This is a genomic window from Acidimicrobiia bacterium (genome assembly GCA_035651955.1).
GTDB lineage: Bacteria > Actinomycetota > Acidimicrobiia > IMCC26256 > JAMXLJ01 > JAMXLJ01.
This window is the reverse complement of record DASRES010000001.1, coordinates 13,499-38,229: the sequence shown is the minus strand read 5'-3', so window position 1 is coordinate 38,229 and position 24,731 is coordinate 13,499. Positions and strand designations below refer to the sequence as shown.

The 24,731-nt window shown below is 71.2% G+C and carries 22 protein-coding genes; 3 read left to right on the top strand and 19 right to left on the bottom strand.

Annotation, left to right across the window (positions count from 1 at the left end; genetic code table 11):
• Nucleotides 1-23 precede the first annotated feature (23 nt).
• The 3 genes from obgE to rplU are packed head-to-tail and all read right to left on the bottom strand — an operon-like array spanning nt 24 to nt 1,866.
• Nucleotides 24-1,250 carry a GTPase ObgE gene (gene obgE, locus VFC33_00200; GenBank protein ID HZR11645.1) on the bottom strand — a complete coding sequence of 409 codons (1,227 nt, stop codon included), beginning with the start codon at nt 1,248-1,250 and terminating at the stop codon, nt 24-26.
• A gap of 56 nt (nt 1,251-1,306) precedes the next feature.
• Complete coding sequence (gene rpmA / locus VFC33_00195) at nt 1,307-1,558, bottom strand: 50S ribosomal protein L27 (GenBank protein HZR11644.1); 252 nt, start codon at nt 1,556-1,558, stop codon at nt 1,307-1,309.
• A gap of 2 nt (nt 1,559-1,560) precedes the next feature.
• Nucleotides 1,561-1,866 (bottom strand): 50S ribosomal protein L21, encoded by a 306-nt coding sequence (gene rplU, locus VFC33_00190; GenBank protein HZR11643.1) that lies wholly within the window; start codon nt 1,864-1,866, stop codon nt 1,561-1,563.
• Between the two features lie 82 nt (nt 1,867-1,948).
• Here rplU and VFC33_00185 point away from each other — a divergent pair, with 82 nt between their 5' ends.
• The gene (locus VFC33_00185; GenBank protein HZR11642.1) at nt 1,949-2,317 is read left to right on the top strand and encodes a VOC family protein; all 369 of its coding nucleotides are present in this window, start codon (nt 1,949-1,951) and stop codon (nt 2,315-2,317) included.
• On the opposite strand, the gene VFC33_00180 is transcribed toward VFC33_00185, so the two are convergent.
• From VFC33_00180 to tig, 14 genes are all read right to left on the bottom strand, one after another.
• A complete protein-coding gene (locus tag VFC33_00180; GenBank protein ID HZR11641.1) occupies nt 2,310-4,370 on the bottom strand; it encodes an Rne/Rng family ribonuclease in 2,061 nt (686 codons plus the stop codon). The two genes, VFC33_00185 and VFC33_00180, sit on opposite strands and share 8 nt — an antisense overlap.
• Nucleotides 4,371-4,382: 12 nt before the next feature.
• Nucleotides 4,383-5,114: a TIGR03936 family radical SAM-associated protein gene (locus VFC33_00175; GenBank protein ID HZR11640.1), complete on the bottom strand. Its 732-nt coding sequence runs from the start codon at nt 5,112-5,114 to the stop codon at nt 4,383-4,385.
• Nucleotides 5,104-7,056: a TIGR03960 family B12-binding radical SAM protein gene (locus VFC33_00170; GenBank protein ID HZR11639.1), complete on the bottom strand. Its 1,953-nt coding sequence runs from the start codon at nt 7,054-7,056 to the stop codon at nt 5,104-5,106. The genes VFC33_00175 and VFC33_00170 overlap by 11 nt, the downstream gene beginning before the upstream one ends.
• 103 nt (nt 7,057-7,159) lie before the next feature.
• Nucleotides 7,160-8,332, bottom strand: a complete 1,173-nt coding sequence (rodA, locus tag VFC33_00165; GenBank protein HZR11638.1) for a rod shape-determining protein RodA — start codon at nt 8,330-8,332, stop codon at nt 7,160-7,162.
• Between the two features lie 2 nt (nt 8,333-8,334).
• Complete coding sequence (gene mrdA / locus VFC33_00160; protein HZR11637.1) at nt 8,335-10,281, bottom strand: penicillin-binding protein 2; 1,947 nt, start codon at nt 10,279-10,281, stop codon at nt 8,335-8,337.
• Nucleotides 10,282-10,294: 13 nt separating this feature from the next.
• Entirely contained in the window at nt 10,295-10,819 is a 525-nt protein-coding gene (mreD, locus tag VFC33_00155; GenBank protein ID HZR11636.1) for a rod shape-determining protein MreD, read from the bottom strand.
• A complete protein-coding gene (mreC, locus tag VFC33_00150; GenBank protein ID HZR11635.1) occupies nt 10,816-11,622 on the bottom strand; it encodes a rod shape-determining protein MreC in 807 nt (268 codons plus the stop codon). The genes mreD and mreC overlap by 4 nt, the downstream gene beginning before the upstream one ends.
• Nucleotides 11,623-11,681: 59 nt before the next feature.
• Nucleotides 11,682-12,719 carry a rod shape-determining protein gene (locus tag VFC33_00145; GenBank protein HZR11634.1) on the bottom strand — a complete coding sequence of 346 codons (1,038 nt, stop codon included), beginning with the start codon at nt 12,717-12,719 and terminating at the stop codon, nt 11,682-11,684.
• A gap of 130 nt (nt 12,720-12,849) precedes the next feature.
• The gene (ndk, locus tag VFC33_00140) at nt 12,850-13,260 is read right to left on the bottom strand and encodes a nucleoside-diphosphate kinase (GenBank protein ID HZR11633.1); all 411 of its coding nucleotides are present in this window, start codon (nt 13,258-13,260) and stop codon (nt 12,850-12,852) included.
• A gap of 80 nt (nt 13,261-13,340) precedes the next feature.
• Entirely contained in the window at nt 13,341-14,666 is a 1,326-nt protein-coding gene (locus VFC33_00135) for a Mur ligase family protein (protein ID HZR11632.1), read from the bottom strand.
• The gene (gene valS / locus VFC33_00130; GenBank protein ID HZR11631.1) at nt 14,663-17,242 is read right to left on the bottom strand and encodes a valine--tRNA ligase; all 2,580 of its coding nucleotides are present in this window, start codon (nt 17,240-17,242) and stop codon (nt 14,663-14,665) included. Before valS ends, VFC33_00135 begins: the two co-directional genes overlap by 4 nt.
• A 192-nt stretch (nt 17,243-17,434) precedes the next feature.
• Nucleotides 17,435-18,697: an ATP-dependent Clp protease ATP-binding subunit ClpX gene (clpX, locus tag VFC33_00125; protein ID HZR11630.1), complete on the bottom strand. Its 1,263-nt coding sequence runs from the start codon at nt 18,695-18,697 to the stop codon at nt 17,435-17,437.
• 32 nt (nt 18,698-18,729) lie between these two features.
• Nucleotides 18,730-19,338, bottom strand: coding sequence for an ATP-dependent Clp protease proteolytic subunit (locus VFC33_00120; GenBank protein ID HZR11629.1), 609 nt, complete (start codon nt 19,336-19,338; stop codon nt 18,730-18,732).
• 20 nt (nt 19,339-19,358) lie between these two features.
• The gene (gene tig / locus VFC33_00115; protein HZR11628.1) at nt 19,359-20,753 is read right to left on the bottom strand and encodes a trigger factor; all 1,395 of its coding nucleotides are present in this window, start codon (nt 20,751-20,753) and stop codon (nt 19,359-19,361) included.
• A 48-nt stretch (nt 20,754-20,801) separates the two neighbouring features.
• Between tig and VFC33_00110 the strand changes: the two genes are divergently transcribed.
• Entirely contained in the window at nt 20,802-21,218 is a 417-nt protein-coding gene (locus VFC33_00110; GenBank protein ID HZR11627.1) for a VOC family protein, read from the top strand.
• On the opposite strand, the gene VFC33_00105 is transcribed toward VFC33_00110, so the two are convergent.
• Nucleotides 21,204-21,944, bottom strand: coding sequence for a winged helix-turn-helix domain-containing protein (locus VFC33_00105; protein ID HZR11626.1), 741 nt, complete (start codon nt 21,942-21,944; stop codon nt 21,204-21,206). The two genes, VFC33_00110 and VFC33_00105, sit on opposite strands and share 15 nt — an antisense overlap.
• 64 nt (nt 21,945-22,008) lie before the next feature.
• Between VFC33_00105 and VFC33_00100 the strand changes: the two genes are divergently transcribed.
• Nucleotides 22,009-23,415 carry an MFS transporter gene (locus VFC33_00100; GenBank protein ID HZR11625.1) on the top strand — a complete coding sequence of 469 codons (1,407 nt, stop codon included), beginning with the start codon at nt 22,009-22,011 and terminating at the stop codon, nt 23,413-23,415.
• Here VFC33_00100 and VFC33_00095 read toward each other — a convergent pair.
• Nucleotides 23,351-24,685 (bottom strand): alpha-L-fucosidase, encoded by a 1,335-nt coding sequence (locus VFC33_00095; GenBank protein HZR11624.1) that lies wholly within the window; start codon nt 24,683-24,685, stop codon nt 23,351-23,353. The genes VFC33_00100 and VFC33_00095 overlap by 65 nt on opposite strands.
• Between the last annotated feature and the right edge of the window lie 46 nt (nt 24,686-24,731).

Below are 24,731 nucleotides of genomic sequence, written 5' to 3'. Positions count from 1 at the left end.
TCCGGGTCGCTCGGGTCGATTCCTCACGGGACGTACTCGAGCTCGATGCCGGCGACGCGCACGACGTCACCTTCCTGCGCGCCGGCGCGTTCGAGCGCGCGCTCGACACCCATGCGACGGAACCGATCGTGCACGTACATGACCGCTTCCGGGTTCGTCAGGTCCGCCATCGCGACGACGCGCTCCGCGACGCGGCCCGTCACCCGCCACGCGCCGTCGTGGTCGCGCACGACCGAGAAGCCGGTCTCCGCCGGGCGGTGCACGACGAACGCCTCGGGCTCCGGCTCGGTCGCGCGCGCCTCGTCGACGAGGTTGCCGACTGCGCCCAGGAACCGCTCCAGTCCCGCGCGCGTCACCGCCGAGACCGTCATGCCGTCGAAGTCCTGCTGCGCGACGTCGGCCTTCGTGCCGACGACGAGGCGGGGCCGCGCGAGCAGCGCCGGCTCGTACCGCCGGAGCTCGTCGAGCAGCACCTGCTCCTGCTCCGCGGGCGCCCGCTCGTCGGCCGGCGCGAGGTCGACGAGCACCACGAGCACCCGCGCGCGCTCCACGTGCCGCAGGAAGCGGTGGCCGAGACCACGCCCCTCGGCGGCGCCCTCGATCAGGCCGGGGATGTCGGCGAGGACGAACTCGTGGTCCCGGAAGCGCACGACACCGAGGTGCGGCTCGAGCGTCGTGAACGGGTAGTCGGCGATCTTCGGCTTCGCCGCGCTGACCGCGGAGATCAGCGTCGACTTCCCCGCGTTCGGGAAGCCGACGAGCGCGGCGTCGGCCATGAGCCGGAGCTCGAGCCGCAGCCACCGTTCCTCGCCGTACTCGCCCTGCTCCGCGAATCCCGGCGCGCGCCGCGCGTTGGTCAGGAAGCGCGCGTTGCCGCGACCGCCGCGGCCACCTCGCGCCGCGCACCACCGGTCGCCGTGGTTGACGAGATCGGCGAGCACCGAACCGTCACGGTCCCGCACCACCGTGCCCTCGGGGACGGCCACGACGAGGTCGCGACCACGGTGTCCGTGACGCTTCGCGCCTTCGCCGTGCCGCCCTGACTGCGCCTTCCGGTGCGGGTGGTCGCGGAACGCGAGGAGCGACGCGACGTTGCGGTCCGCTTCGAGCCACACGTCGCCGCCGCTGCCGCCGTCGCCGCCGTCGGGGCCGCCGCGCGCGACGTGCGCCTCACGGCGGAACGAGATCGCACCCGCGCCGCCGTCACCGCCGCGCACGTTGAGCTGCGCCTCGTCGACGAAGTTCGACACGCGACCAGGATAGGGAGGGATGCCGGCGCACCCCTCGACAGTTGTCGCGAGGCGTTCTACGACGGGACGACGTCGACGAGCTTGCGGCCCTTGCGCTCTGCGAAGCGCACCGTCCCGTCCTTCGTCGCGAAGAGCGTGTCGTCACCGCCACGCCCGACGTTCTCGCCGGGGTGGAACCTCGTGCCGCGCTGGCGCACGATGATCGTGCCCGCAGTGACGTCGGTACCGCTGTAGACCTTCACGCCGAGCCGCTGCGCCGCGGAGTCGCGCCCGTTGCGGGACGAGGAAGCGCCCTTCTTCTTCGACACGGTCAGCCCCTTGTGATGGACGTGATCTCGATCGTGGCGTAGCGCTGCCGGTGGCCCCACCGGCGCCGCTGGTTGGCCTTCGCCTTGTACGTGAAGCCCTCGATCTTCGGGCCCCGCGACTCGCCGACGACCCGGGCGCGGACCGCCGCGCCGCCGAGCTGGGCCGGGGTCGCGAGCACGTCGTCGCCGTCGACGAGCAGGACGGGCTGCAGGTCGACATCACCGTCGGAGCCCAGGAGCTCCACGTCGAGCTGCTGGCCCTCCTCGACTCGGTACTGCTTGCCGCCGGCCTTGACCACTGCGTACATGGCGCGCTGAACCCCTCGGACGTTCGCCGGGAAACCGGGTCAGTGTAGCGGAGCCCGTGCCCTCACCTGGAAGGATGCCGGCATGCCGCAGGAGCCGCGCGTCCTGGCCGCCCGCCCGAACCTCGAGGTTCGCGAGGTCGCACCACTGCTGGCGTTCGTGACGGCCGTGCTCGGCTTCACGACGCTCGCCACGATGGGCGACGGTCCGGACTTCGCGCTCGTCGAGCGCGACGGCGTGTCGCTCGCGCTCGTCGCGTCGGACACGCCCGGCATCCCGTCGACCACGACGTGCTACGTCGACGTCGACGACGTGGAGGCGATGCACGCGCGATGCGCCGCGAAGGGCGCGGACATCGTCGCGGCGCTCGAGACGCATCCGTGGGGCATGCGCGACTTCGTGGTCGCGCTACCGGGCGGCCACCGGATCGCGGTCGGGCAGCGAATCAGTTGAGCAGCGACTCGTCGACGACGAAGCCGCGGCCGTGACAGACCTCGCAGTGCTCGCTGAACGCCTCGACGAGCCCTTCGGAGATGCGCTTGCGCGTCATCTCGACGAGGCCGAGCTCCGAGATGTCGAACACCTGGGTGCGGGTCTTGTCGCGGGCGAGGGCGTCCTTGAACGCTCGCAGCACCTCGTCGCGGTTCTGCTTGATCTCCATGTCGATGAAGTCGATGACGATGATCCCGCCGATGTCGCGCAACCGCAGCTGCCGCGCGACCTCCTCCGCGGCCTCGAGGTTGTTCTTGAAGACGGTCTCCTCGAGATTGGACTTCCCGACGTTCTTGCCGGTGTTGACGTCGATGACCGTGAGCGCCTCGGTCCGCTCGATGATGAGCGAGCCGCCCGACGGCAGCCACACCTTCCGGTCGAGCGCCTTCACGAGCTGCTCGTGCACGTGGTACCGCTCGAACAGCGGGAGCTGCTCGTCGGCCTCGTCGTAGTACTCGATGCGCTCCGACAGCTCGGGCGCGATCGCGTCGACGTACGCCTTCACGTCCTCGTACAGGTCGCGGTCGTCGATGACGACGCCGCGGTATTCCTTCGTGAACTCCTCGCGGATCACGCGCACCGCCATCGGCGGCTCCTTGTACAGCAGCGTCGGCGGCTTGGCGCGCTGCGCCGCCGCGGAGATCTGGTCCCACTGCCCCTTGAGCCGGCGCATGTCGCGCTCGAGCTCGTCCGCGCTCGCGCCCTCTGCCGCGGTGCGGACGATCAGACCCGCGTCCGGCGGCCGCAGACCCTCGAGGATGCGCCGGAGCCGCTTGCGCTCGTCGTCGGGCAGACGCTTGGAGATCCCGTACGTGTCCGGATGGCCGGGGACCATCACGACGAAGCGACCGGCGAGGCTGACCTCCTGCGTGAGACGCGCGCCCTTCGCGCCGATCGGGTTCTTGGTGACCTGCACGAGGACGGACTGGCCGTTCTTCAGCAGCCGCTCGATGCGCGGCTGTTTCTCCTCGACCTCGGACTCGTCGTACGCGACGTCGCTGCGGTAGATGACCCCGTTCTTCGGTGTCCCGATGTCGACGAACGCGGCCTCCATCCCCGGCAGCACGTTCTGGACGCGCCCGAGGTAGATGTTCCCGTCGATCGAGGTGTCGTCGTCCTCGGGACGGCTCACGTAGTGCTCGACGAGATGACGGCCCTCGAGGACCGCGATCTGCGTCGCCTGCCCCCGTCGCACGTGGACGCACATCATGTAGCGACCGGTCGGGCGACCCTTGCGCGTGCGACCACGCCGGCGCTCGAGGACGGCGTCGTCGAGCGCGTCGAGGTCCACACCACCCTCGGTGATGCCGAGGTCGGCGACGACCGGCTCGGTGACCGCGGACGCCGGACGCGGCCCACCGCTGTTCCCGTTCCCGGAACCGCCCCGGCCGCGACCGCGCCCACCGCGACGGCGCCGGCGCGTCGTGCTCGTCGCCTCGGCACTGCCGTTGGCTTCACCGCTCCCGCGCTCGGCATCCACACGGTCCGCGCTGCCCTGCTGTCGCGCGGGCTTGGGTGCGGAGGGCGGTGCCGGACGCGTGTCACCGATCTTGGGTCGCGAGGCCGTCGCGGCGGGACCGCCGCGCGCGGTGTCGTGCGGGACCTCACCCTCGGGTGGGCGGCGCAGACCGGCGTCCTCGAGCGCGTCGGCTGCGACGTCCTCGGTGGTCAGCCCACGATCGGCCGCGGCATCGTGCGAGTCGTCGCCGCGCGTCGCCGGCGACGTCGCAGGCTTGCGACGGTTGCGACCACCGCGCGAGCCGCGGCGGCGGCGCTTGCGCGCGGGCGACTCCGCCGAGCCGCCGCCCTCGCCACCCGTCGCGGGACTGTCGCCGTTGGCGCTCGGGGTCAGGCGCTGGACGTCGGCCGCGCTCCCCTCGTCGGTCCCGATCGTCGCGTCAGCCGCGTTCTCCTCGGTCCGTGAGCGTTGGGTCTGCGATCGCTGCGGTGCGTCGCGCACCGCGCCATCGCGCTCGGCGGAGTCCGGACCGGCCTCCTGCACGTCGTCCGACATCGGGTCCTTCTCTCATGACGCGCGCGCGTTCGCCGCGCACGGGCGCGAATCGGCTTCGAGCGGCTCGTGCCGCGCGCCGTCGCGCTCGATCCATTGCCTGGTGCGCAGCACCCGGACGTCGGTGAGGTCGCCCACTGCGGCGACGACCTCCCCGGGCCGGACGCTGCTCGGTCGGGTGGCGAGCTCGAGGTGCAGGAGCACGCCGTGCTCGGACGTCCCGAGGACGTCCGCCGAGCGCACGAGACCCCGTACGTCCTCGACGACCTCACGCCCCTTCCGCCGTCGCCGGGCTGCGAGCGTGTCGCTCGCGAGCGCGGCGCCGACGGCCCGGCGCACGTCGTCGGTGGTCGTGGGGGTCCCGGTGGTCGATGCGACACTCACGTCGTATTCGACCGCGGTGACCGACTCCTGGAGCGCGACCGCGCGATCGACCAGCGCGGCAGCTCCGGTGACGTCGATCCCTTCGGGGAGCGCGGCCGACAGCGAGGCCGGCAGCGCGGACACGTCGAGCTCCTCGGCCAGCTCGACGTCGAGGTACTCGGCCTCGCTCTCGTGACCGACCGAGAGCGCGAGGCCGAAGCTCACCTTCGGGCGGGGCGAGAACCCCTGGGTGAACGCGAGCGGGAGGCGCTCCACGCGGAACGCCCGCTCGAACGCACGCGCGACGTCGCGGTGCGAGACGAAGCGGACCTTGCCCCGCTTCGCGAACCGGAGCCGCACGGGGAAGCCGGCGTCACCGCGCACCGGCACGCTCCGGCGGCTTGGCGAGGATCCGGACCGGGACCTCACCGCCGGTGGCGAGGTCCTGACCGGTCCCCTGGCTGCCGCCCGCCGGCGGGACCGGCGAGGCGACGACGTGCTCGAGCGCGTAGTCGGTGCAGACGCCGCAGTCGTAGCACGGGGTCCACCGGCAGTCGGGCAGGCCGTGCGCGCGGAGCGCGTCCTGCCATTCCTGCCACAGGAAGTCGCGGTGCAGCCCGGCCGAGATGTGGTCCCACGGGAGCACCTCGTCCTCGGTGCGGTGCCGAGTCACGTACCAGTCGGGGTCGAGCCCCTCGGCGGCCATGGCGTCGAGCCAGCGACCGAGGTCGAAGTGCTCGCTCCACTCCTGGAACGTGCCGCCCGCGCGCCAGACGCGCTCGATGACCGCGCCGATGCGGCGGTCGCCGCGGCTGACGATCCCCTCGGCGAACGTCGCCTCGGGGTCGTGCCATCGCACCTGCGCGCGCGAGCCCCTGAGCTCGTCACGCAGCAACCCGATCTTGCGACCGAGCTCGTCGACCCCGTTCTGCCCGAACCACTGGAACGGCGTGTGCGCCTTCGGCACGAACCCGCCGACGGACGCGGTCGCGCTCGCCTGCTTCGTGTGCCGCCGTCCGATCTCGACGACGTTGCGCGCGAGGTGCGCGATGCCGAGCGTGTCGTCGTCCATCTCGGTCGGGAGCCCCACGAGGAAGTAGAGCTTCACGCGCCGCCACCCCTGTGAGTACGCGGCGTCGACCGCGGCGTACAGGTCCTCCTCGCGCACGAGCTTGTTGATGACCTGACGCATGCGCCACGTGCCGGCCTCGGGCGCGAACGTGAGCCCGGTGCGCCGCACCTTCTGGATCTCGCTCGCGATGCCGACCGTGAACGCGTCGACCCGCAACGACGGCAGCGAGACGCTGACGTTGCCGCACCCGGCCTGGTCGTTCACGAGGTCGGCGACGACGCCGTCGATGCCCGAGAAGTCCGCGCTCGACAGCGACGTGAGCGCGAGCTCGTCGTACCCGGTGCGTGCGAGCCCGTCGCGAACCATCGTGCGCACCTGGTCGGCGGGACGCTCGCGCACAGGACGCGTGATCATCCCCGCCTGGCAGAACCGGCAGCCGCGCGTGCAGCCGCGGAACACCTCGACGTTCAACCGGTCGTGCACGACCTCGATCAGCGGGACGAGCTGGTTCTTCGGATACGGCCACTCGCCGAGATCCGCGATCGTGCGCTTGTCGACGCGCTCGGGCACGTCGGGGAAGCGCGGGCGGACCTCGGCGAGGAACGGACCGTCGTACTCGACGTCGTACATCGACGGGACGTAGACGCCCGGGATCGTCGCCAGCTCGCGCAGCACCCCTTCGCGCGTCGTGCGGCCGGCGCGCTTCCACTCGCCGACGATCTCGGTGATCTCGCCGACGACCTCCTCGCCGTCGCCGATGACGAACGCGTCGACGAAGTCCGCGAACGGCTCCGGGTTGAACGTGCAGTGCCCGCCCGCCACGACGACCGGGTGCTCGGGACCTCGCCGCTCGGCGCGAACCGGCACGCCGGCCAGGTCGATCAGGTTGAGCACGTTCGTGCAGACGAGCTCGGCCGAGACGTTGAACGCGAGGACGTCGAACTCGCCGGCATCGCGGTGCGTGTCGACGGAGAACAGCGGGACGCCCGCGGCCCGCAGCTCCGCCTCGAGGTCGCTCCACGGGGCGTACGACCGCTCCGCGACCGCGTCGTCACGCTCGTTGAGGATCTCGTAGAGGATCTGGAGCCCCTGGTTGGGCAGCCCGATCTCGTAGGTGTCGGGGTAGACGAGGAGCCACGAGACGAGCCCGGCCCGGTGGACCGGCTGCACGCTCCCCCGCTCCATCCCGATGTAGCGAGCGGGCTTGTCGACCCCGGCCAGGAGCGGTTCGATCCGCGGCCAGAGGCTGGGCATCACCGGCCAGTGTACCGGCGGCCCCCCACCCCGCTGCGTTGGGACAGAAAGTCGGCCATATGCCGAGAAACCGTCCCAACGGGGCGTGGGGGTGGCGCGGGTGTCAGGTGAAGCGGCGCATGTGGACGTTGAGGACGAGGCCGATGCACAGGAAGTAGGCCATCACCGCCGAGCCGCCGTAGCTCATGAACGGCAGCGGGATGCCCGTGACCGGCATGATGCCCATCGTCATCCCGACGTTCTCGAAGATCTGGAACGTCAGCATCGCGGTGACGCCCACGCACACGAGCGTGCCGAAGAAGTCGCCCGCGAGCATGGCTGATCGCCACGTCCGCCAGACCATGAGGCCGAACAGCGCGAGCAGCGTCGCGGCACCGGCGAACCCGAGCTCCTCGCCGACGACCGTGAAGATGAAGTCGGTGTGCTGCTCGGGGACGAACCCGAGCCGGGTCTGCGTCCCGCGGTGGAACCCCTTGCCCGTCAGGTGACCGTTGCTGATCGCGATCTTCGACTGGTTGACGTTGTAGGTCGCACCCTGCACGTTCTTCCCCTGGTGCAGGAAGCTCGTCAGGCGGTCGACCTGGTAGCGCTTCAGGATCCCGAGCTGCACGACCGCGCCCACCGCCGTCGCGGCGAGCAGCAGCAGCACGAGCAGGTGGCGCGCCTTGACGCCCGCGACGGTCAACAGCCCGAGGATGATGACCACGAGCACGAGGTCGGTGCCGAGGTCCGGTTGCAACAGGATCAGCCCGATGGGCACGACCGCGAGCACGACGGTCACCGCCACACGCCACGCGTCGAGCTGCCCGCGGTAGTGGTGGAGGTACCCGGCGAGCGCGACGATCAGCGCGAACTTCGCGAACTCCGACGGCTGGAGCTCGAACCCGCCGGCGAGCGGGAAACGGGCCTGCGCGCCCTTCGTCGCGGTGCCGAGCGGCGACAGCACCGCGAGCAGCGCGAACACCGTCGCGCCGTACAGCAGCACGGACGTGTCGCGCAGCTTGCGGTAGTCGATCGCCATCACGCCGAGCATCAGCACGAGGCCGATCAGGATCGACACGACCTGACGCTTGACGTAGTACAGCTGGTCGAGGTGCGCGTCCGCGAGCTGTGGCTGCGTGGACGAGTAGATCATCAGCACGCCGAGCACCGAGACCGCGAGCACCGAGCCGAGCAGGAACAGGTCGACGTGCCGGAACGGCGTCGAGAGCAGTCGCGCCTTGCGGTCGGTGAGGACGGCGGGGCTGCGACGCGGCGCGCGCGTGATCGTCGCCATCGTCAGTTCCCGCTCGCGGTGTTGGCCGGCGGGATGACCTGGACCGGCGGAAGCGGTTGCGGGGCGGTGTGGTAGACGCCGTCGAGCACGCGCCGCACGATCGGAGCCGACACCGCGGCGCCGTAGCCGGCCTCCTCGACGAACGAGACCGCGACGAACTGCGGCGTGTCGGGCAGTGTGATCGCGGCGAACACGGACGTCGTCGACTTCCCGTTGACCTGCGCGGTCCCGGTCTTGCCGGCGACGGGGTACTGCGCGAGCGGGAACCCCTGGAACGCGCTGTACGCGGTGCCCTTCGGGTCGCTCACGACGCCCGTGAGCCCCTGCATGATCGCGTCGTGCGCGCCGGGCGGGAGCGCGACCGGCTGCTTCTGCTCCGGCGCGAACGTCTTCACGACGTGGCCCTGCGGGTCCGTCACCTTCGCGACGACCTGCGGCACGAAGCGCGTCCCGTTGTCCGCGACGGTGGCGTACGCCGACGCGAGCTGGAGCGGCGTGACGAGCAGGTCGCCCTGCCCGACGGCGAGCAGGATGTCGTCACCCGGGTTCCACACCGAGTTCTGCGCCTTCGAGACCGGGTCGGGGTTGCTCGCGTTGAACGCCTTCTTCCACGCCGCGTCCGGGACACGACCCCTCGCTTCCCCGCCCAGTGCGACGCCGGTCGGCGACCCGAACCCATACGCGCGCGCCACCTGCTGTAGGACGCTGCCCTCGGGACTGCCCGCGTGGAACAGCTGCCAGAAGTGCAGCCCGACGGTGTAGAAGTACACGTCGCTCGACACGGTCAGCGCGCGCGGCAGCGTGACGGTGCCGTAGCGCGCGTGCTGGTCGTTGAAGAACGTGCGGTCCGGGAGCTTCAACGACCCGGTGTCGTCGAACGGCGTGTCGGGCGAACGGAAGCCGTCCTGCAGCATCGCGGTCGCGGTGATCGGCTTGAACGTCGAGCCGGGTGCGTACAGGCCCTGGATCGCGCGGTTGGTCAGCGGGTAGTGGTTCGCCGGGTCGTTCAGCCACTGCCACGTCGCGGTCGGGATGCCGTTGACGAACGCGTTCGGGTCGTACGTCGGCAGTGACGCCATCGCGACGACGGAGCCGTTCGTCGCGTCGAGCATGACGAACGAGCCCGCCGGGGCCGCGAACGTCCTGAACCCCTGGGTCTTGAACGCGGGGTCCTGGAACGCGCGGTCCGCGACCATCGCCTGGTTGAGCGACTCCTCCGCGAGCGCCTGCACGTTCGCGTCGATGGTCAGCCACACGTCGTCGCCGGGCACCGGGTCCTTGTGCGCGATGACCCGTTGCACGCGGCCGCGGTTGTCCACCTCGAGCTTCTCGTAGCCCGGCGTGCCGCGCAGGTACGGCTCGAACGCCTGTTCGACACCGGACTTCCCGATCGTGTCGCCGAGCGTGTAGCCCTGACCCTTGTGCGCCTTCAGCTCGTCGCCGTTGATCTCGCCGACGTAGCCGAGCAGCTGCGCCGCGATCGGCTTGTAGCGGCGCACCGCGAGCGGCACGGCGTCGACACCAGGGAAGTCGTGCTGGTGCTCCTTCACGTACGCGAGCTGGTCGAAGGGGACATTCGTGGCGACCGGCACGGGCGTGTAGGGCGACACGCGCGGGTCGTCGAGCCGCTTCTCGATCGTCGCCGCGGGCGTCTGCAGCACCTCCGCGAGCCGGCCGACCACGAGCGTGCGCTGCGCGGGCGTGATGTTGCGCCGAACCGTGATCGCGTTCACGACGTCGTTGTCCGCGAGCACCACGCCGTTGCGGTCCAGGATCCGGCCGCGCGGCGCGGGCAGCACGACCGTGCGCACCGAGTTCGTCTGCACGGCCGCGGCGACGTCGCTCGTCTGCACGACCTGGAGGAACCAGAGCCGCGTGAAGAGCGCGCTGAAGAGCGCGACGACGACCACCGCGACGATGCCGAGACGGACGCGGCTCCCGTCGGTCACGCCGGCCCCTCGCTCATGCGGACCATCCTGACCGGGTCACGCCGCTCACAGACGTCGGGCTCTCGCGCGTCGCCCACGTCGCGAGCGGGAAGAGGAACGGGCCGAGGATCGCGTCGTAGAGCACCGCGAGCCCGACCATCTGCATGGCGTGCGCGGACCGCAGCTGGTCCTGCCCGATGAGGATGCCGACGCCGACGAACAGCAGGTTGCCGAGCGCGCCCGCGAGGGCACCGAGGAGCGGCCCGAGCCACCGGCCCGGTCGCAGCAGCCCGGCCTGCGCGACGCCGATCGCCGCGCCCGTCAGCGCGAACGCGAGCGCCGACAGCCCGAGCGGCGTCTCGAGGAACAGGTCGACGCACAGGCCCGTGAAGAACCCGAGGATGGCGCCCGTCTCGGGGCCCTCGAGCGCGGCGACGACGCCGACGAGCACGAGCCCGACGTCGGGCACCGCGCCCGCCAGCCGGAGGTGCGGGAACAGCGCCACCTGGAGAAGGACCGCGAGCGCGACGAGCAGCGCGAGCCGCAGCCGCCTGATCACCCCGCGCTCCCCGGCCCGGTCCAGCGCAGCACCTGCACGAACTCGAGCCGGGTCAGGTCGACGGCCGGCCGGACCTCGATGTCGTACTGCAGCGCGCCCGTCGTCTTCGTCGCGCTGGTGACGGTTCCGATCGGCAGGTCGGCGGGAAACAGGCCGTTCTGCTGACCGGCCGTGAACACGGTGTCGCCCTTGCGGACGTCCTTGTCCGGGCTGACGAAGCTCACCGACAAGAGGTTGGTGCCCGCGTGGCCGCTCGCGACACCGGTCGCCTGGCTCTTCGGCAGGCGGACCGCGACGTTCGACGACGGGTCGGTGATCAGCATGACGGTCGCGCTGGTGCGCGACACCTCGACGACGCGGCCGACCAGCCCGGCGTCGGACACGACCGGCATCCCCTTCTGCACGCCGTGCGCGGACCCGGCGTCGATTTGCACGGTCGTGTCGAAGTTCCCGGTCGCACCGCTGATGACCTGCGCGGCGATCGTCTTGATGTCGCCGACGAACGGCAGACCGAGTTGACGGCGGAGGTCGGCGTTCTGCTGCTCGAGCGCACGCGCACGCGCGATCTGGTTGTGCAGCGACTCCACCTCGTGACGGAGCTTGCGGTTGTCGCTCGCGAGCGAGCCGCGGCTCGTGAGGCCGTCGAACCAGTCCGTCACCGGACGGACGACGTCCTGTGCGCCGCGCTGGAGCGGGGCCACGACGTCGTGCGCGCCCGACCGGATCGACCCGAAGACGCCGCTCCCGCTCCCGCGCTCGTCGAGCGTGATGAGCGTGACGGACGTGATGATCAGCAGGATCACCACGTAACGACGTCGCGCGCTCCGCCGATAGACCACCAAAGCGAGCTGTGCTTCCTGGATCAGTTGTTCTGCGACGAGATGAGGACCTGCTTGAGGGCGTCGAACTCCTCGAGGCACTGCCCCGAGCCGACGACGACCGACGTGAGCGGGTTGTTCGCCACACGGATCGGCATGCCCGTCTCGGACGCGAGCCGGTTGTCGAGCCCGTGGAGCAACGCGCCCCCGCCGGTGATGACGATCCCCTTCTCCATGATGTCCGCCGCGAGCTCCGGCGGCGTCTTGTCGAGGGTGACCTTCACGGCGTCGACGATCGCGGACACGGGCTCCTCGATCGATTCGCGGATCTCCTGTGTCGAGACGACGATCGTCTTCGGCAGGCCCGTGACGAGATCACGTCCGCGGATCTCCGCGTACAGCTCCTCTTCGAGCGGGTACGCGCTCGCGAGCGCCATCTTGATCTCCTCGGCGGTGCGTTCGCCGAGCGCGAGCGAGTACTCCTTCTTCACGAAGTTGATGATCGCCTCGTCGAGCTCGTCACCGCCGATGCGGATGGACTCGCTCGCGACGATGCCACCGAGCGAGATCACCGCGACCTCGGTCGTGCCGCCGCCGATGTCGACGACCATGTTGCCGGTCGGCTCGTGCACGGGAAGCCCCGCGCCGATCGCGGCGGCCATCGGCTCCTCGATGATGAAGGCCGGCTTGCGCGCGCCTGCGTACTCCGCGGCTTCCTGCACAGCGCGCTGCTCGACGCCGGTGATCCCCGACGGCACGCAGATCACCATGCGCGGCTTCGCCCAGCGCCGCTGGTGCACACGCTGGATGAAGTAGCGCAGCATCTTCTCGCAGATGTCGAAGTCCGCGATGACGCCGTCCTTCAGCGGACGGATCGCCTGGATGTGACCGGGCGTGCGCCCGATCATGCGCTTCGCCTCGAGCCCGACCGCGAGCGGGCGCCCGTCCTTCACGTTGATCGCGACGACGGACGGCTCGTCGAGGACGATGCCCTTGCCGCGCACGTAGACGAGCGTGTTCGCGGTGCCGAGATCCACGGCCATGTCGCGGCCCACGATCGAGGAGTACCAGGGTTCGGACACGGCACAGGCCTCCCGGGGCGAGGCTCGACGCGAGCGGACCGCGTCGAGCCGACGAGGCGTCGGCGGAACACACCAGGCTAAGAGTTGGGCACCCGGTGGTCCAGCCGTCCCCGGGCCCGTGACGCGCGCGTCAGACGAGGTCCGGGAAGAAGATCGAGATCTCGCGCACGGCCGACTCGGGCGAGTCCGATCCGTGGACGAGGTTCTCGGTCAGCTCGATCGCCAGGTCACCGCGGATCGTACCCGGCGCCGCCTCGCGCGGGTTCGTCGCGCCCATCAGCGTCCGCACCACCTTGAACGCGTCGGGACCCTCCACGACCAGGAGCAGCGCCGGGCCGCGCGTGATGAACGTCACGAGATCGTCGTAGAACGGCTTGCCCTCGTGCTCCGCATAGTGACGGGCGGCAGTCCGCGCGTCGATCGTGCGCAGGTCGGCGGCGACGAGCTCCAGCCCCTTGCGCTCCAGCCGTCCCACGATCTCGCCGACGAGCCCGCGCTCGACGGCGTCCGGCTTGCAGATGACGAGGGTCCGGTCGCTCATGACCGGCGGACGCTACCGGCCGTGCCGCGTTGGTACACAACTCGCGCCCCTGACCGCGACTTGTGTACCAACCGGGCGGGTCAGGGGTGGTCGACGAGCGCGTGCCGCGCCGCGCCGACGACGTAGAGCGTGCCGGCCACCACGACTTGCGCGTCGGGTGGTGTCACGTCGCGCGCGTACGCGACCGCGGCGGCGACGTCGTCGACGACGTCCACCCGGTCGATCGGCACACCGAGCTCGACGGCCGCGGCCGCGACGGCATCGGCGTCGAGCGCGCGCGGGTTCGCGGGGCTGCAGCACACGACACGCGACGCGTCGGCGACGCCGAGCGCGTCGAGCATCTCGTGCGGCTCCTTCTCGCGCAGCAGCCCGACGACGAGCGTGCGCGGCCCGGGCGGGAACTCCTCGGCGAGCGCGGCGTGCAGCGCGTGCGCGCCGGCCACGTTGTGCGCGCCGTCGAGCAGCACGAGCGGCTGGTGCGCGACGACCTCGAGCCGGCCCGGTGACCGCACGTTGAGGAACGCCTCGCGCACGATGTCAGGCGGCAGCGGCGCGTCGAGGAACGCCTCCGCGGCCGCCAGCGCGATCGCCGCGTTCTCGGCCTGGTACGCGCCGTGCAGCGGGAGGAGCACGTCGCGGTGCTCCCCGCCGCGCGTGAACAGGTCGAGCAGCCGGCCGCCGTGCGCGAGTCGCTCCGACCGGATGCCGAAGTCGACGTCACGCAGCCACACGTCGCCGGGGCTGCGGTCGACGAACAGCGGCCGCAGGTCGGGATCGCGCTCGCCGAGGACGAGCGTCGCCCCCGGCTTCACGATGCCGGCCTTCTCCCGCGCGATGTCGGCGCGCGTCGGCCCCAGATACTGCACGTGGTCGATCTCGACGTTGGTGACGACCGCGACGCGCCCGTCGACGACGTTCGTCGCGTCCCACGTGCCGCCCACGCCGACCTCGATCGCGGCAGCGTCGACGGCGACGTCCGCGAACCAGCGCAGCGCCGCCGCCGTCACGAGCTCGAACCACGTCGGGACGTCGGTCATCGTCGCCTCGATCGTCGCGAGGACGTCGAGGATCGGGACGAGCTCGTCGTCCTCGACCGGACGGCCGTTCCAGGTCATCCGCTCGTTCATGCGCTCGAGGTGCGGGCTGGTGTACGCGCCGATCGACAAGCCCACCGTGGTGAGCAGCTCGGCGACCATCCGTGTCGCGGAGGTCTTGCCGTTCGTGCCGGTCAGGTGCACCGCGGGGTACTCGAGCTGGGGTGAGCCGAGGAGCTCGACGAGGGTGCGGATGCGGTCGAGCGTCGGGTGCTCGATGCGCCGCCGGCTCGGGCCGACGCCCGTCTCGAGGTTGACGTGCGCGTCGAGCCACGCGAACGCCTCGCGGACGTCGGTCGGCGGGATCGTCACGACGCGTCGTCGGGCGGCGCGAGCTCGACGTCGACCGTGAGCTCGTCCGCCTCCTCGGTGACGAGCTCTCGCACGTTGCCTGCTTCGCACACGTCCGCGCGCGCCGCGCCGAGCGCGCGCAGCCGCTCGGCGGTGTCGCGCACGACCGCACGCGTCACCTGCGTGCGCAGCGAGCGGCGCGCGTCGGACTTCGCCTTGCGGATCGCGCCGAGCACGTCCCCGCCGACGTCGAACACCGACCCGTCGCCGTCGCGCGACGGCGCGTCGAGCTCGTCGACCGTGGGCCAGGGCGCGCGGTGCACAGACCCGGGCTGCCACCACGACCACACCTCTTCCGTCACGAACGGCAGATGCGGCGCGAACAACCGCAACAGGATCGACAGGCCCCGCGCGAGCGCGGCACGCGCGGACGCGACGGCGCGCTCGTCGCCGCTGCCGTACGCGCGGCCCTTGACGAGCTCGAGGTAGTCGTCGCAGAAGCGCCAGAAGAAGCGCTCCGTCCGTTCGAGCGCCCGCGCGTAGTCGTACCCGTCGAAGGCCTCGGTCGCGTCGGCGACGAGCGCGCGGAGCTGCGCGAGCATCGACCGGTCGAGCGCCTCCGTGACCTCGCCGTTCGCGGCGGCCGCCGCGTCACCCGCGACGCCGAGCGCGAACTTCGACGCGTTGAGGACCTTGATCGCGAGGCGGCGGCCCACCTTCATCTGGCCCTCGTCGAGCGCGGTGTCGACGCCGGGCCGCCCGTTGAGCGCCCAGTAGCGCACCGCGTCGGAGCCGTACCTCTCGAGCACCGCGACGGGCGTCACGACGTTCCCGCGCGACTTCGACATCTTCTTGCGATCGGGGTCGAGGATCCAGCCGTTGATCATCGTGTCGGACCACGGCGGCGTGCCGTGCTCGAGCAGCGAGCGCAGCAACGTCGCGAACAGCCAGGTGCGGATGATCTCGGGACCCTGCGGCCGCAGGTCCATCGGGAACGCGCGGGCGAAGAGATCGGGATCGGCCTCCCAGCCCGTCGCGACCTGCGGCGTGAGCGACGAGGTCGCCCACGTGTCCATGATGTCGGGGTCGCCGACGAACCCCCCGGGCTTGCCCCGTTGGTCCTCGGTGTAGCCGTCGGGCGCGTCGCTCGACGGGTCGACGGGCAGGCGCGACTCGTCCGGCACGAGCGGGTCCGCATAGTCGATCGCGCCGTCGTCGCCGACGCGGTACCACAGGGGGAACGGCACGCCGAAGAACCGCTGCCGGCTGATCAACCAGTCCGAGTTCAGGCCCTCGACCCACGACTCGTAGCGGCTCGCCATGTGCGGCGGGTGCCACACGAGCTCGCGGCCGCGCTTGAGGAGCGTCTCGCGCAGCTCGTCGTCGCGCGCGCCGTTGCGGATGTACCACTGGCGGCTCGTCACGATCTCGAGCGGTCGGTCGCCCTTCTCGTAGAACTTGACCGGGTGGGTGATCGGCTTCGGATCGCCGACGAGGTCGCCCGACTCCTGCAGGAGCTCGACGATGCGGCGTTGCGCCTGCTTCGTCGTGCGCCCGGCGAGCTCGTCGTACGCGCGTTGCGCGCTCGGCGGGTCGTCGGAGGGCCAGCCTTCACTCCCCCACGTCACGTCGCGCAGCCGCCCGTCGCGCTGCACGACCGCGCGCACCGGGAGGCGCAGCTCGCGCCACCACGTGACGTCGGTGACGTCGCCGAAGGTGCAGATCATCGCGATCCCGGAGCCCTTCTCGGGATCCGCGAGCGCGTGCGCCACGACGGGGACGCGCACGCCGAACAGCGGCGTACGCACCTCGGTGCCGAAGCGCGACTTGTACCGGTCGTCGTCGGGATGGGCGACGAGCGCGACGCACGCGGGGACGAGCTCGGGGCGCGTCGTCTCGATGACGACGTCGTCGCCGCCGTCGACACCGTGGAAGCGCAGCGCGTGGTACGCACCCGGCATCTCGCGGTCCTCGAGCTCGGCCTGCGCGACCGCCGTCCGGAAGTCGACGTCCCACAGCGTCGGGGCCTCGGACTGGTACGCCTCACCGCGGGCGAGGTTGCGCAGGAAGGCGCGCTGCGACACGCGCTGCGCCTCGGGACCGATCGTCGTGTACGTGAGCGTCCAGTCGACGGACAGCCCGACCCGTCGCCACAGCTGCTCGAACGCGACCTCGTCCTCGGCGGTCAGCCGGAGACAGAGCTCGACGAAGTTGCGTCGCGCGATGTGGAGCGCCTCCTTGCCCGGCTTCGCGGGCGGCTGGAACGACGGGTCGTACGGCAGCGACGGGTCGCACGCGACGCCGAAGTGGTTCTGCACCCGTCGTTCGGTCGGCAGCCCGTTGTCGTCCCAGCCCATCGGGTAGAAGACCGCATGGCCGCGCGCGCGCCGGTAGCGCGCGACGGAGTCGGTGTGCACGTAGCCGAACAGGGAGCCCATGTGGAGCGCTCCGCTGACCGTCGGCGGCGGCGTGTCGATCGCGTAGATCGCGTCACGCGGCGCGGCGCGTTCGAAGCGGTACGTGCCGTCGGCATCCCAGCGCTCCGACCACTTCGCCTCGAGGCCGTCGAGCGACGGCTTGTCGGGCACGCTCGTCATGACCGACGAGCGTAGCGGGAGGGTCGATCTCGTTCGTGCGTCGCCTGCCCGGCTCAGGGCCAGACGAGCGACGCATGAACGCTACGCGCTCGCGTGCTACGCGCTCCGGCGATATCTCTGGTCGCACTCGCTCGGGCGCAGGGTACCTGCGCCCGCCCTTCGGGACGCTCGCCGCTCCGTGTCGCCTCCGCGCTACGCGCTCCGGCGACGGCCCTCGGTGTCGTCCTCGGTGACGAGCGTGGGGGTGACGCGCTCGAGCACGACGTTGCGGTCGATCACGCACTTCACGACGTCGGACCGGCTCGGCAGGTCGTACATCACCTCGAGGAGCACCTCCTCGAGGATGGCGCGCAGACCGCGCGCGCCGGTGCCGCGCTTGAGTGCCTCGTCACCGACCGCGTCGAGCGCGTCGTCGGTGAAGTCGAGCTCGACGTTGTCGAACTGGAAGAACTTCTGGAACTGCTTGAGCAGCGCGTTCTTCGGCTCGACGAGGATGCGGATCAGCGCGTCCTTGTCGAGGTTGTGCACCGCGCCGATGACGGGGAGGCGGCCGACGAACTCCGGGATGAGCCCGAACTTCAGGAGGTCCTCGGGCAGCACCGACGACAGGATCGCACCGAGGTCCTTCTCCTCCGAGCGGCGGATGTCGGCACCGAAGCCGACGCCGCGGTTGCCGACCCGGCTCTCGATGATCCGGTCGATGCCGGCGAACGCGCCGCCGCAGATGAACAGGATGTTCGTCGTGTCGATCTGGATGAATTCCTGGTGCGGGTGCTTGCGGCCGCCCTGCGGGGGCACCGACGCCGTCGTGCCCTCCAGGATCTTCAGCAGTGCCTGCTGGACGCCCTCGCCCGACACGTCGCGCGTGATGGACGGGTTCTCGGCCTTCCGCGCGATCTTGTCGATCTCGTCGATGTAGATGATCCCGGTCTCGGCCTTCTTGACGTCGTAGTCGGCGGCCTGGATCAGCTTGAGGAGGATGTTCTCGACGTCCTCGCCGACGTAGCCGGCCTCGGTGAGCGCGGTCGCGTCCGCGATCGCGAACGGCACCTTGAGGAGACGGGCGAGCGTCTGCGCGAGGAGCGTCTTCCCGCAACCGGTCGGGCCGATCAGCAGGATGTTCGACTTCTGCAGCTCGACGTCGGGGTCGCCGTACGCGCCGGCCTGCACGCGCTTGTAGTGGTTGTAGACCGCGACCGACAGGATCTTCTTCGCCTGCTCCTGTCCGATCACGTAGTCGTTCAGGTACTCGTAGATCTCACGCGGCTTGGGGAGGTCGTCGAAGCGGACCTCGCTGCTCTGCGAGAGCTCCTCCTCGATGATCTCGTTGCACAGGTCGATGCACTCGTCGCAGATGTAGACGCCGGGTCCGGCGATGAGCTTCTTGACCTGCTTCTGGCTCTTCCCGCAGAACGAGCACTTCAGCAGGTCGCCACCGTCACCGAACTTCGCCACGGACGCCTCCCCCGGGTGTCGTTGGTCTCGGCTCAGCTGACGCCGGCCGGCACGGCCACGGCGGCGAGCTCTCGGTTCGAGATGACCTCGTCGATCATCCCGTAGTCCTTCGCTTCCAACGCGCTCATGATGAAGTCGCGGTCCGTGTCGTGACGGACGCGGTCGACGTCCTGCCCGGTGTGGTGGGCGAGCAGCTCGTCGAGCGTGTTGCGCATCCGGGCGATCTCCTTCGCCTGGATCTCGATGTCGACAGCCTGGCCGGACGCACCACCGTGGGGCTGGTGAATGAGCACCCGGGCGTGGGGCAGGGCGTAGCGCTTGCCCGTCGCGCCCGCCGCGAGCAGCACCGCCGCGGCGGACGCGGCCTGGCCGACGCAGATCGTCTGCACGTCGGGCTTGATGTACTGCATCGTGTCGTAGATCGCGAACAGCCCGGTGATCTCGCCGCCCGGCGAGTTGATGTAGATCGAGATGTCCTTGTCCGGGTCCTCGCTCTCGAGGTGAAGGAGCTGGGCGATCATCAGGTTCGACACCCAGTCGTCGATCGGCGTGCCGAGGAAGATGATCCGCTCCTTGAGCAGCCGGGAGTAGACGTCGAAGGCGCGCTCGCCGCGGTTCGTCTGCTCGATGACGGTCGGCATGTAGTTGCGGATCGGCTGGATCACGCCTCGTGCTCCTCGTGGGCCTCGTGGGGGGTGTCTTCGGCGGTGAGATCGGTCGTCTCGCTGTCGGACGCGGCGTCCGGAAGGGTGAGATCGAGCGGGCGTCCCTCCTCATCGACCGCGGTGGCGTGGTCGATGAGGAACTGGAGCGCCTTTCCTCGGGTGATCTCCGAGCGTAGTGCCTCCAAGGCCCCCCTGCGGTCGAGATCGCGCCGGACCTTGTCCGGTTTCTGGCCCATCTGGCCGGCGATCGTGGTGATCTCGGCGTCGACCTCGTCGTCGCTCGCCTCGATGCCCTCCCGGGCGACGACGGCACGCAGCGCGAGGTCGGCCTTGACGGCGCGCGTCGAGCCGTCGCGCAACCCGGCGATGAACGTCTCCTGCGCCTGACCGGTCGCTTCGAGGTACTGCGGGATCGTCAGGCCCTGGTGCTCGAGCCGGTGCATGAAGTCGTGGAGCCGGCGCTCCATCTCCTCGCGCACGAGCACGTCCGGCACCTCGATGTCGACCTTGTCGGCGACCGCGTCGAGCACCTTCTCGCGCACCGCGGCGCGCGCCTGCACACGGCCGAACAGCTCGAGGCGCTTGCGGATGTCGTCGCGGAGCTCGGCGATCGTGTCGAACTCGCTCGCCTCGGACGCCCACTCGTCGTCGGCGTCGGGGAGGACCTTCTGCTTGGTCTCCTTCACGAGGACCTGGAACGCGACCTCCTCACCGGCGCGCTCGCCGAAGCGCTCGGGCAGCGCGGCGGTGAACTTCAGGATGTCGCCGGGACGCTTGCCGCGCAGCTCGGCATCGAGCTCGTCGACGACGAGCCGGGAACCGACCTCGTACAGCAGGTCCGTCGCGGACAGCGCGTCGATGACCTCGTCGTGCACGTAGCCCTTGATGTCGATCGACGCGAAGTCGCCGTCCTGCAGCGGTCGCGCGGAGTCCTCGAGATCGGCGAAGCGCTCGCGCAGCGAGTCGACCTGCGCCTCGACGGCGTCGTCCGACACGTCGGGCGCGGGGACCTCGACGCGCAAGGCGTCGTAGTCCTTCAGCTCGACGGTCGGACGGACCTCGACCACGGCGTCGAACTCGACGGGGCCCGACTCGGCACCGGCGGTGATGTCGATCTCCGGCGGCGCGATCGTGTCGAGCCCACGCGTCTCGACGGCCTCCGCGTAGTAGCCCGGCAGCGCGTCCTGCAGCGCCTGCTCGCGCGCGACGTCGGAGCCGAGCCGCGCCTCGAGGATGCGGCGGGGCGCCTTGCCGGGACGGAAGCCGGGGATCTTGACCTGACGCGCGAGCTTGCGGAAGGCGGAGTCGATCGCCTGGTCGAACTCCTCGTCGGTGACCGCGACGTGCAGGCGGACCTTGTTGCCCTCCAGGGGCTCGACGGTCGTCTCCATGGGAAGCGGCAGTGTACCGAACAAGAGTCGGCGCGAAGCTTCCTGGCGATGGACGTGGGACTGACGCACGTCGCGCTGCCGGTGGCGGACGCCGCTGCCAGCATCCGGTTCTACGAGCGGTACGCCTCGATGCGCGTCGTGCACCAGCGCAGTGACGAGCCCGGCTCACGGGTCGTGTGGTTGAGCGATCTCACCCGACCGTTCGTGATCGTCCTGATCGAGCACGCGGGCGACCCCGCGCGGTTGTCCGGCTGGTCGCACCTGGGTGTCGCGTGCGCGTCGCGCGACGACGTCGACCGGTTGTGCGCGGACGCGCGCGACGAGGGGCTCGCCGTGGCGGGGCCGTTCGACGCCGGACCACCCGTCGGCTACTGGGCGATCATCCCCGACCCCGACGGCCACAACCTCGAGCTGTCGTTCGGTCAGGACGTCGGGACGACGGTCGAGACGTCACGCACCGGCTGAGATGCCGACGCCGAACGCGTCGGCGAAGCCCGCAACGCCCGCGCGCGTGACGACGAGCGCGCGACCGGCGCGTGGCCGCGTGACCCACCCGAGCTCCTCGACACGCCGCGCGATGCGGCGACCGACGTCACCCGCGAGGTGGTGTCGCTGCTCCGTCCAGTCGACGCAGTGACGGACGGGCGTCTCGGTGGACCAGCCGTCGACGTCGATCCCGATGCGCGCGAGCTCGTCGATGCCGCGCGGTGTGAGCCGGTAGACGACGTCGCGTCCGGGCGCGGACAGACGGTCGACCCCGGGACGGTACGAGCCGTCGTGACCGCTGACGTACCCGCGTCGCGCGCATCCCATGAGCACGTCGACGCCCAGACGTCCGGCCAGATGGTCGTAGCAGGTGCGGGCGCGTCGCAGCGCGGCGCGGCGACGGTCGTCGGTGAGGTTGCGGACCGGTGACGGCGGCGCGACGCGGGCGATCGCCTCGACGAGCTCCGCGACGTGCGAACCGGCGAACCGGTAGTAGCGGTGGCGACCGTGCTGCTCGACGTCGAGGAAGCCCGCGTCGAGCAGTCGCGCAAGATGCCCGCTCGCGGTCGACGACGCAACGCGCGCCTCGCGTGCGAGCGCCGACGCGGGCAGCGCGCGGCCGTCGGCGAGTGCGAGCAGGATGCGACAACGCGCCGGCTCCGCGAGCAGCGCGCCGACGTGCGCGAGATCGGCGTCGCCGGACATGCGTCCATCGTAAGACGCGCACGTTTCGGCGGAGCCCGAAGCGTCCGCTCCATACGGTCGAACCATGCATCGCGGACCCGCCCGGCGCGGGCTCGTCCTCACGACGATGTGCGTCGGCATGTTCCTCGTGCTGCTCGACGTGACCATCGTGAACGTCGCGCTGGCCGACATCCGCCGTGACCTCGCGGTGCACGCCGCGGGGCTCGAGTGGGTCGTCGACGCCGACACGCTCGGGTTCGCGACGTTGATGCTGACCGCCGGGGCGCTCGGCGACGCGTTCGGGCGACGGCGTCTCGCGGTGAGCGGGCTGCTGGTGTTCGGGGCCGGGTCGGTCGTGTGCGGGGCGGCACTGGGACTCTCGATGCTGCTGACCGGGCGCGCGCTGCAGGGGATCGGCGGCGCGTTGCTGCTGCCGCAGACGCTCGCGGTCATCGCCCGCGAGTATCCGGAGCCGGCCGAGCAGGCGCGCGCGTTCGGGATCTGGGCGGGGGTGTCGAGCCTGGCGCTGCCGGCCGGGCCGCTCCTCGGTGGTGTCCTGGTCGACCGGTTCGGTTGGCCGTCGGTGTTCCTCGTGAACGTTCCGGTCGTCGCGGTCGCCGCGGCAGCGACGCTGTGGCTCGTCCACGACGACCGGCGACGCGCGCGACACGGCCTCGACGCGCGCGGTCAGGTGCTCGCGATCGTCACGGTCGGCGGGTGGACCGTGGGTGTCGTCGAGGCGGCTCGGCTCGGCTGGTCGTCGCCGGTCGTGATCGGCGCGCTCGTGATCGGCGCGCTCGCACTCGTGGTGTTCGTCCACGTCGAGCGACACGCACGCGACCCGATGCTGCCGTTGCACTGGTTCCGCCGACGTGCCTTCGCCGCGCCGAACGCCGTCGGGTTGCTCATGAACTTCGGCGGCGTCGGGATGCTCTATCTCGTCACGTTGCTCCTCCAGGTCGTGGAACGGCGCTCGGCGCTCGCGGCCGGCGTGTGGCTGGTCGCGTTCACTGCGCCGCTCGCACTCCTCGCGCCGGTGGCCGGGCGGGTGTCCGCGCGCTTCGGGACGCGCCTGCCGATGGTGGCCGGCATGACGCTCGCGGCGGCCGGCGTGTGTCTCTTCCTGCCTGCGGGCGGACACGGTCGCGGCGACGGCCTCCTGCTGACCGGGATGGCGCTCGCCGGTACGGGGCTCGCGCTGAACACCGCGCCGATGGTCGCCGCGGTCATGCGGGCGTTGCCCGAGGAGCGCGGCGCGTTCGCGTCGGCCGTGAACAACACGGCCCGCCAGGTCGGCGCCGCGCTCGGCGTCGCGGCGCTCGGCGGCATCGCGGGTGACCCCGGCGCGCCGTCGTTCGTGCGCGGTGTGCACGTCGCCGCGGGCGTGACGGCGTTGGCCTGGGTCGGCGCGGCGGCGGTCGCGGCCGTCAGCGTCGACCCGCGACGCGCAGCGCCAGCGCGGGCGTCGGAGCGGGTGCGATCGGCAGCGTGACGACGATCCCGTCATCCGCGGTCTCGTACGGCAGCTCGCACCCGTCGTCGACGCGTGTGACCGCGAGCGCGCCGGATGCGTCGACGCCGGGGAGGTGGACGTCGCGCCGGGCCGGCGGGTCGAGCACGATCGCGTACCTCGTGTCCGCGTCGCGCGCGCTCGTGAAGCGGACTGGATCGCCCGCCGCGTTCGTGGTCACGCCACCGTCGCACGGGACGGTCCCGTAGATCGCCTCACCGTTGGCGTGGAGCCAGTGGCCGAGCGCGAGCAGACGTGTCGCCTGGTCCCACACGACGGTCCCGTCCGCGTTCGGGCCGACGTTCAGCAGCAGGTTCCCACCTGACGCGACCACGTCGACGAGGAGGTGCACGAGAGCGCGGGAGGACAGGTAGTCGTCCTCACGCTCTTCGCGGTTGAACCCGAACGACGTCCCGATGCCGCGCGTCGTCTCCCACTTCGGCCCGCGCGCGTCGGTCGCGGTCGTGTACTCGGGCGTGACGAAGTCGGCGTGCACGGTCCCGGCCGCGACGCCGAGCATGTCGAAGCGGTTGTTCACGACGCCGTCCGGCACCCGGCCGTAGTAGTGGGCGAACAATGCTTCGAGATCGAGCGCGGCGGGCGAGCCGATGTCGTTCCACAGCACGGACGGCTCGACGCGCGCGATCAGCTCGCGCCAGTGGGCGTCGACGTAGCGGACGTAGTCCTCGTCTTGCGGGATGGCCGCGAGCATGGACGGCAGGTCGGTGATCGGGAGGCCGCCGAACGTCCAGTCGAGACCGCCCGAGTAGTACACGCCGAAGCGCATGCCCCGCGCCCGCACCGCGTCCGCGAGCTCGGTGACGACGTCGCGTCGGGCGTGCCAGTCTGCGCGGACGGGCGGTGTCGCGCTCGGCCACTGCAGATACCCGTCGTGATGCTTCGTGACGAGCACGACGTAGCGCGCGCCGGCCGCGGCGAACAGGTCGGCCCAGGCATCGGCGTGCCAGCACGCCTGCGCGTCCGCGAACTCGTGCACGAACGTCGCGTAGTCGGTGTCGCCGTACGTGGCTCGGTGGTGGCGCTGGACAGGACTGCCCTCGATCGCGAGCGAGTTCTGGTACCACTCGACGTACGGGTTCTCGCGCATCGCCCGTTCCCACCCGTCGCGCGCGGCGACGGTGAACGGGTCGGGCCCGACCGGCGCGTACGCGGGAACGCTGGCCGGCGTCCAGTGCACGAAGATGCCGAGCTTCGCGTCGTCGAACCACTGCGGCAGCGCGCGTCCCGACACGCGGCGATCCAAGCAGGTCGGGCGCGCGTGGGCAACCGCACGGGCC

Bases quoted from the DNA above. Each gene is read 5' to 3' on its own strand.
- VFC33_00120 (HZR11629.1), bottom strand. From the start codon at position 19,338: ATGCCGACCGTCATCGAGCAGACGAACCGCGGCGAGCGCGCCTTCGAC.
- tig (HZR11628.1), bottom strand. From the start codon at position 20,753: ATGGAGACGACCGTCGAGCCCCTGGAGGGCAACAAGGTCCGCCTGCAC.
- ndk (HZR11633.1), bottom strand. From the start codon at position 13,260: ATGAGCGACCGGACCCTCGTCATCTGCAAGCCGGACGCCGTCGAGCGC.
- VFC33_00100 (HZR11625.1), top strand. From the start codon at position 22,009: ATGCATCGCGGACCCGCCCGGCGCGGGCTCGTCCTCACGACGATGTGC.
- rodA (HZR11638.1), bottom strand. From the start codon at position 8,332: ATGGCGACGATCACGCGCGCGCCGCGTCGCAGCCCCGCCGTCCTCACC.
- VFC33_00105 (HZR11626.1), bottom strand. From the start codon at position 21,944: ATGTCCGGCGACGCCGATCTCGCGCACGTCGGCGCGCTGCTCGCGGAG.
- VFC33_00180 (HZR11641.1), bottom strand. From the start codon at position 4,370: ATGTCGGACGACGTGCAGGAGGCCGGTCCGGACTCCGCCGAGCGCGAT.
- VFC33_00110 (HZR11627.1), top strand. From the start codon at position 20,802: ATGGACGTGGGACTGACGCACGTCGCGCTGCCGGTGGCGGACGCCGCT.
- valS (HZR11631.1), bottom strand. From the start codon at position 17,242: ATGACGAGCGTGCCCGACAAGCCGTCGCTCGACGGCCTCGAGGCGAAG.
- VFC33_00185 (HZR11642.1), top strand. From the start codon at position 1,949: ATGCCGCAGGAGCCGCGCGTCCTGGCCGCCCGCCCGAACCTCGAGGTT.
- rplU (HZR11643.1), bottom strand. From the start codon at position 1,866: ATGTACGCAGTGGTCAAGGCCGGCGGCAAGCAGTACCGAGTCGAGGAG.
- VFC33_00170 (HZR11639.1), bottom strand. From the start codon at position 7,056: ATGCCCAGCCTCTGGCCGCGGATCGAACCGCTCCTGGCCGGGGTCGAC.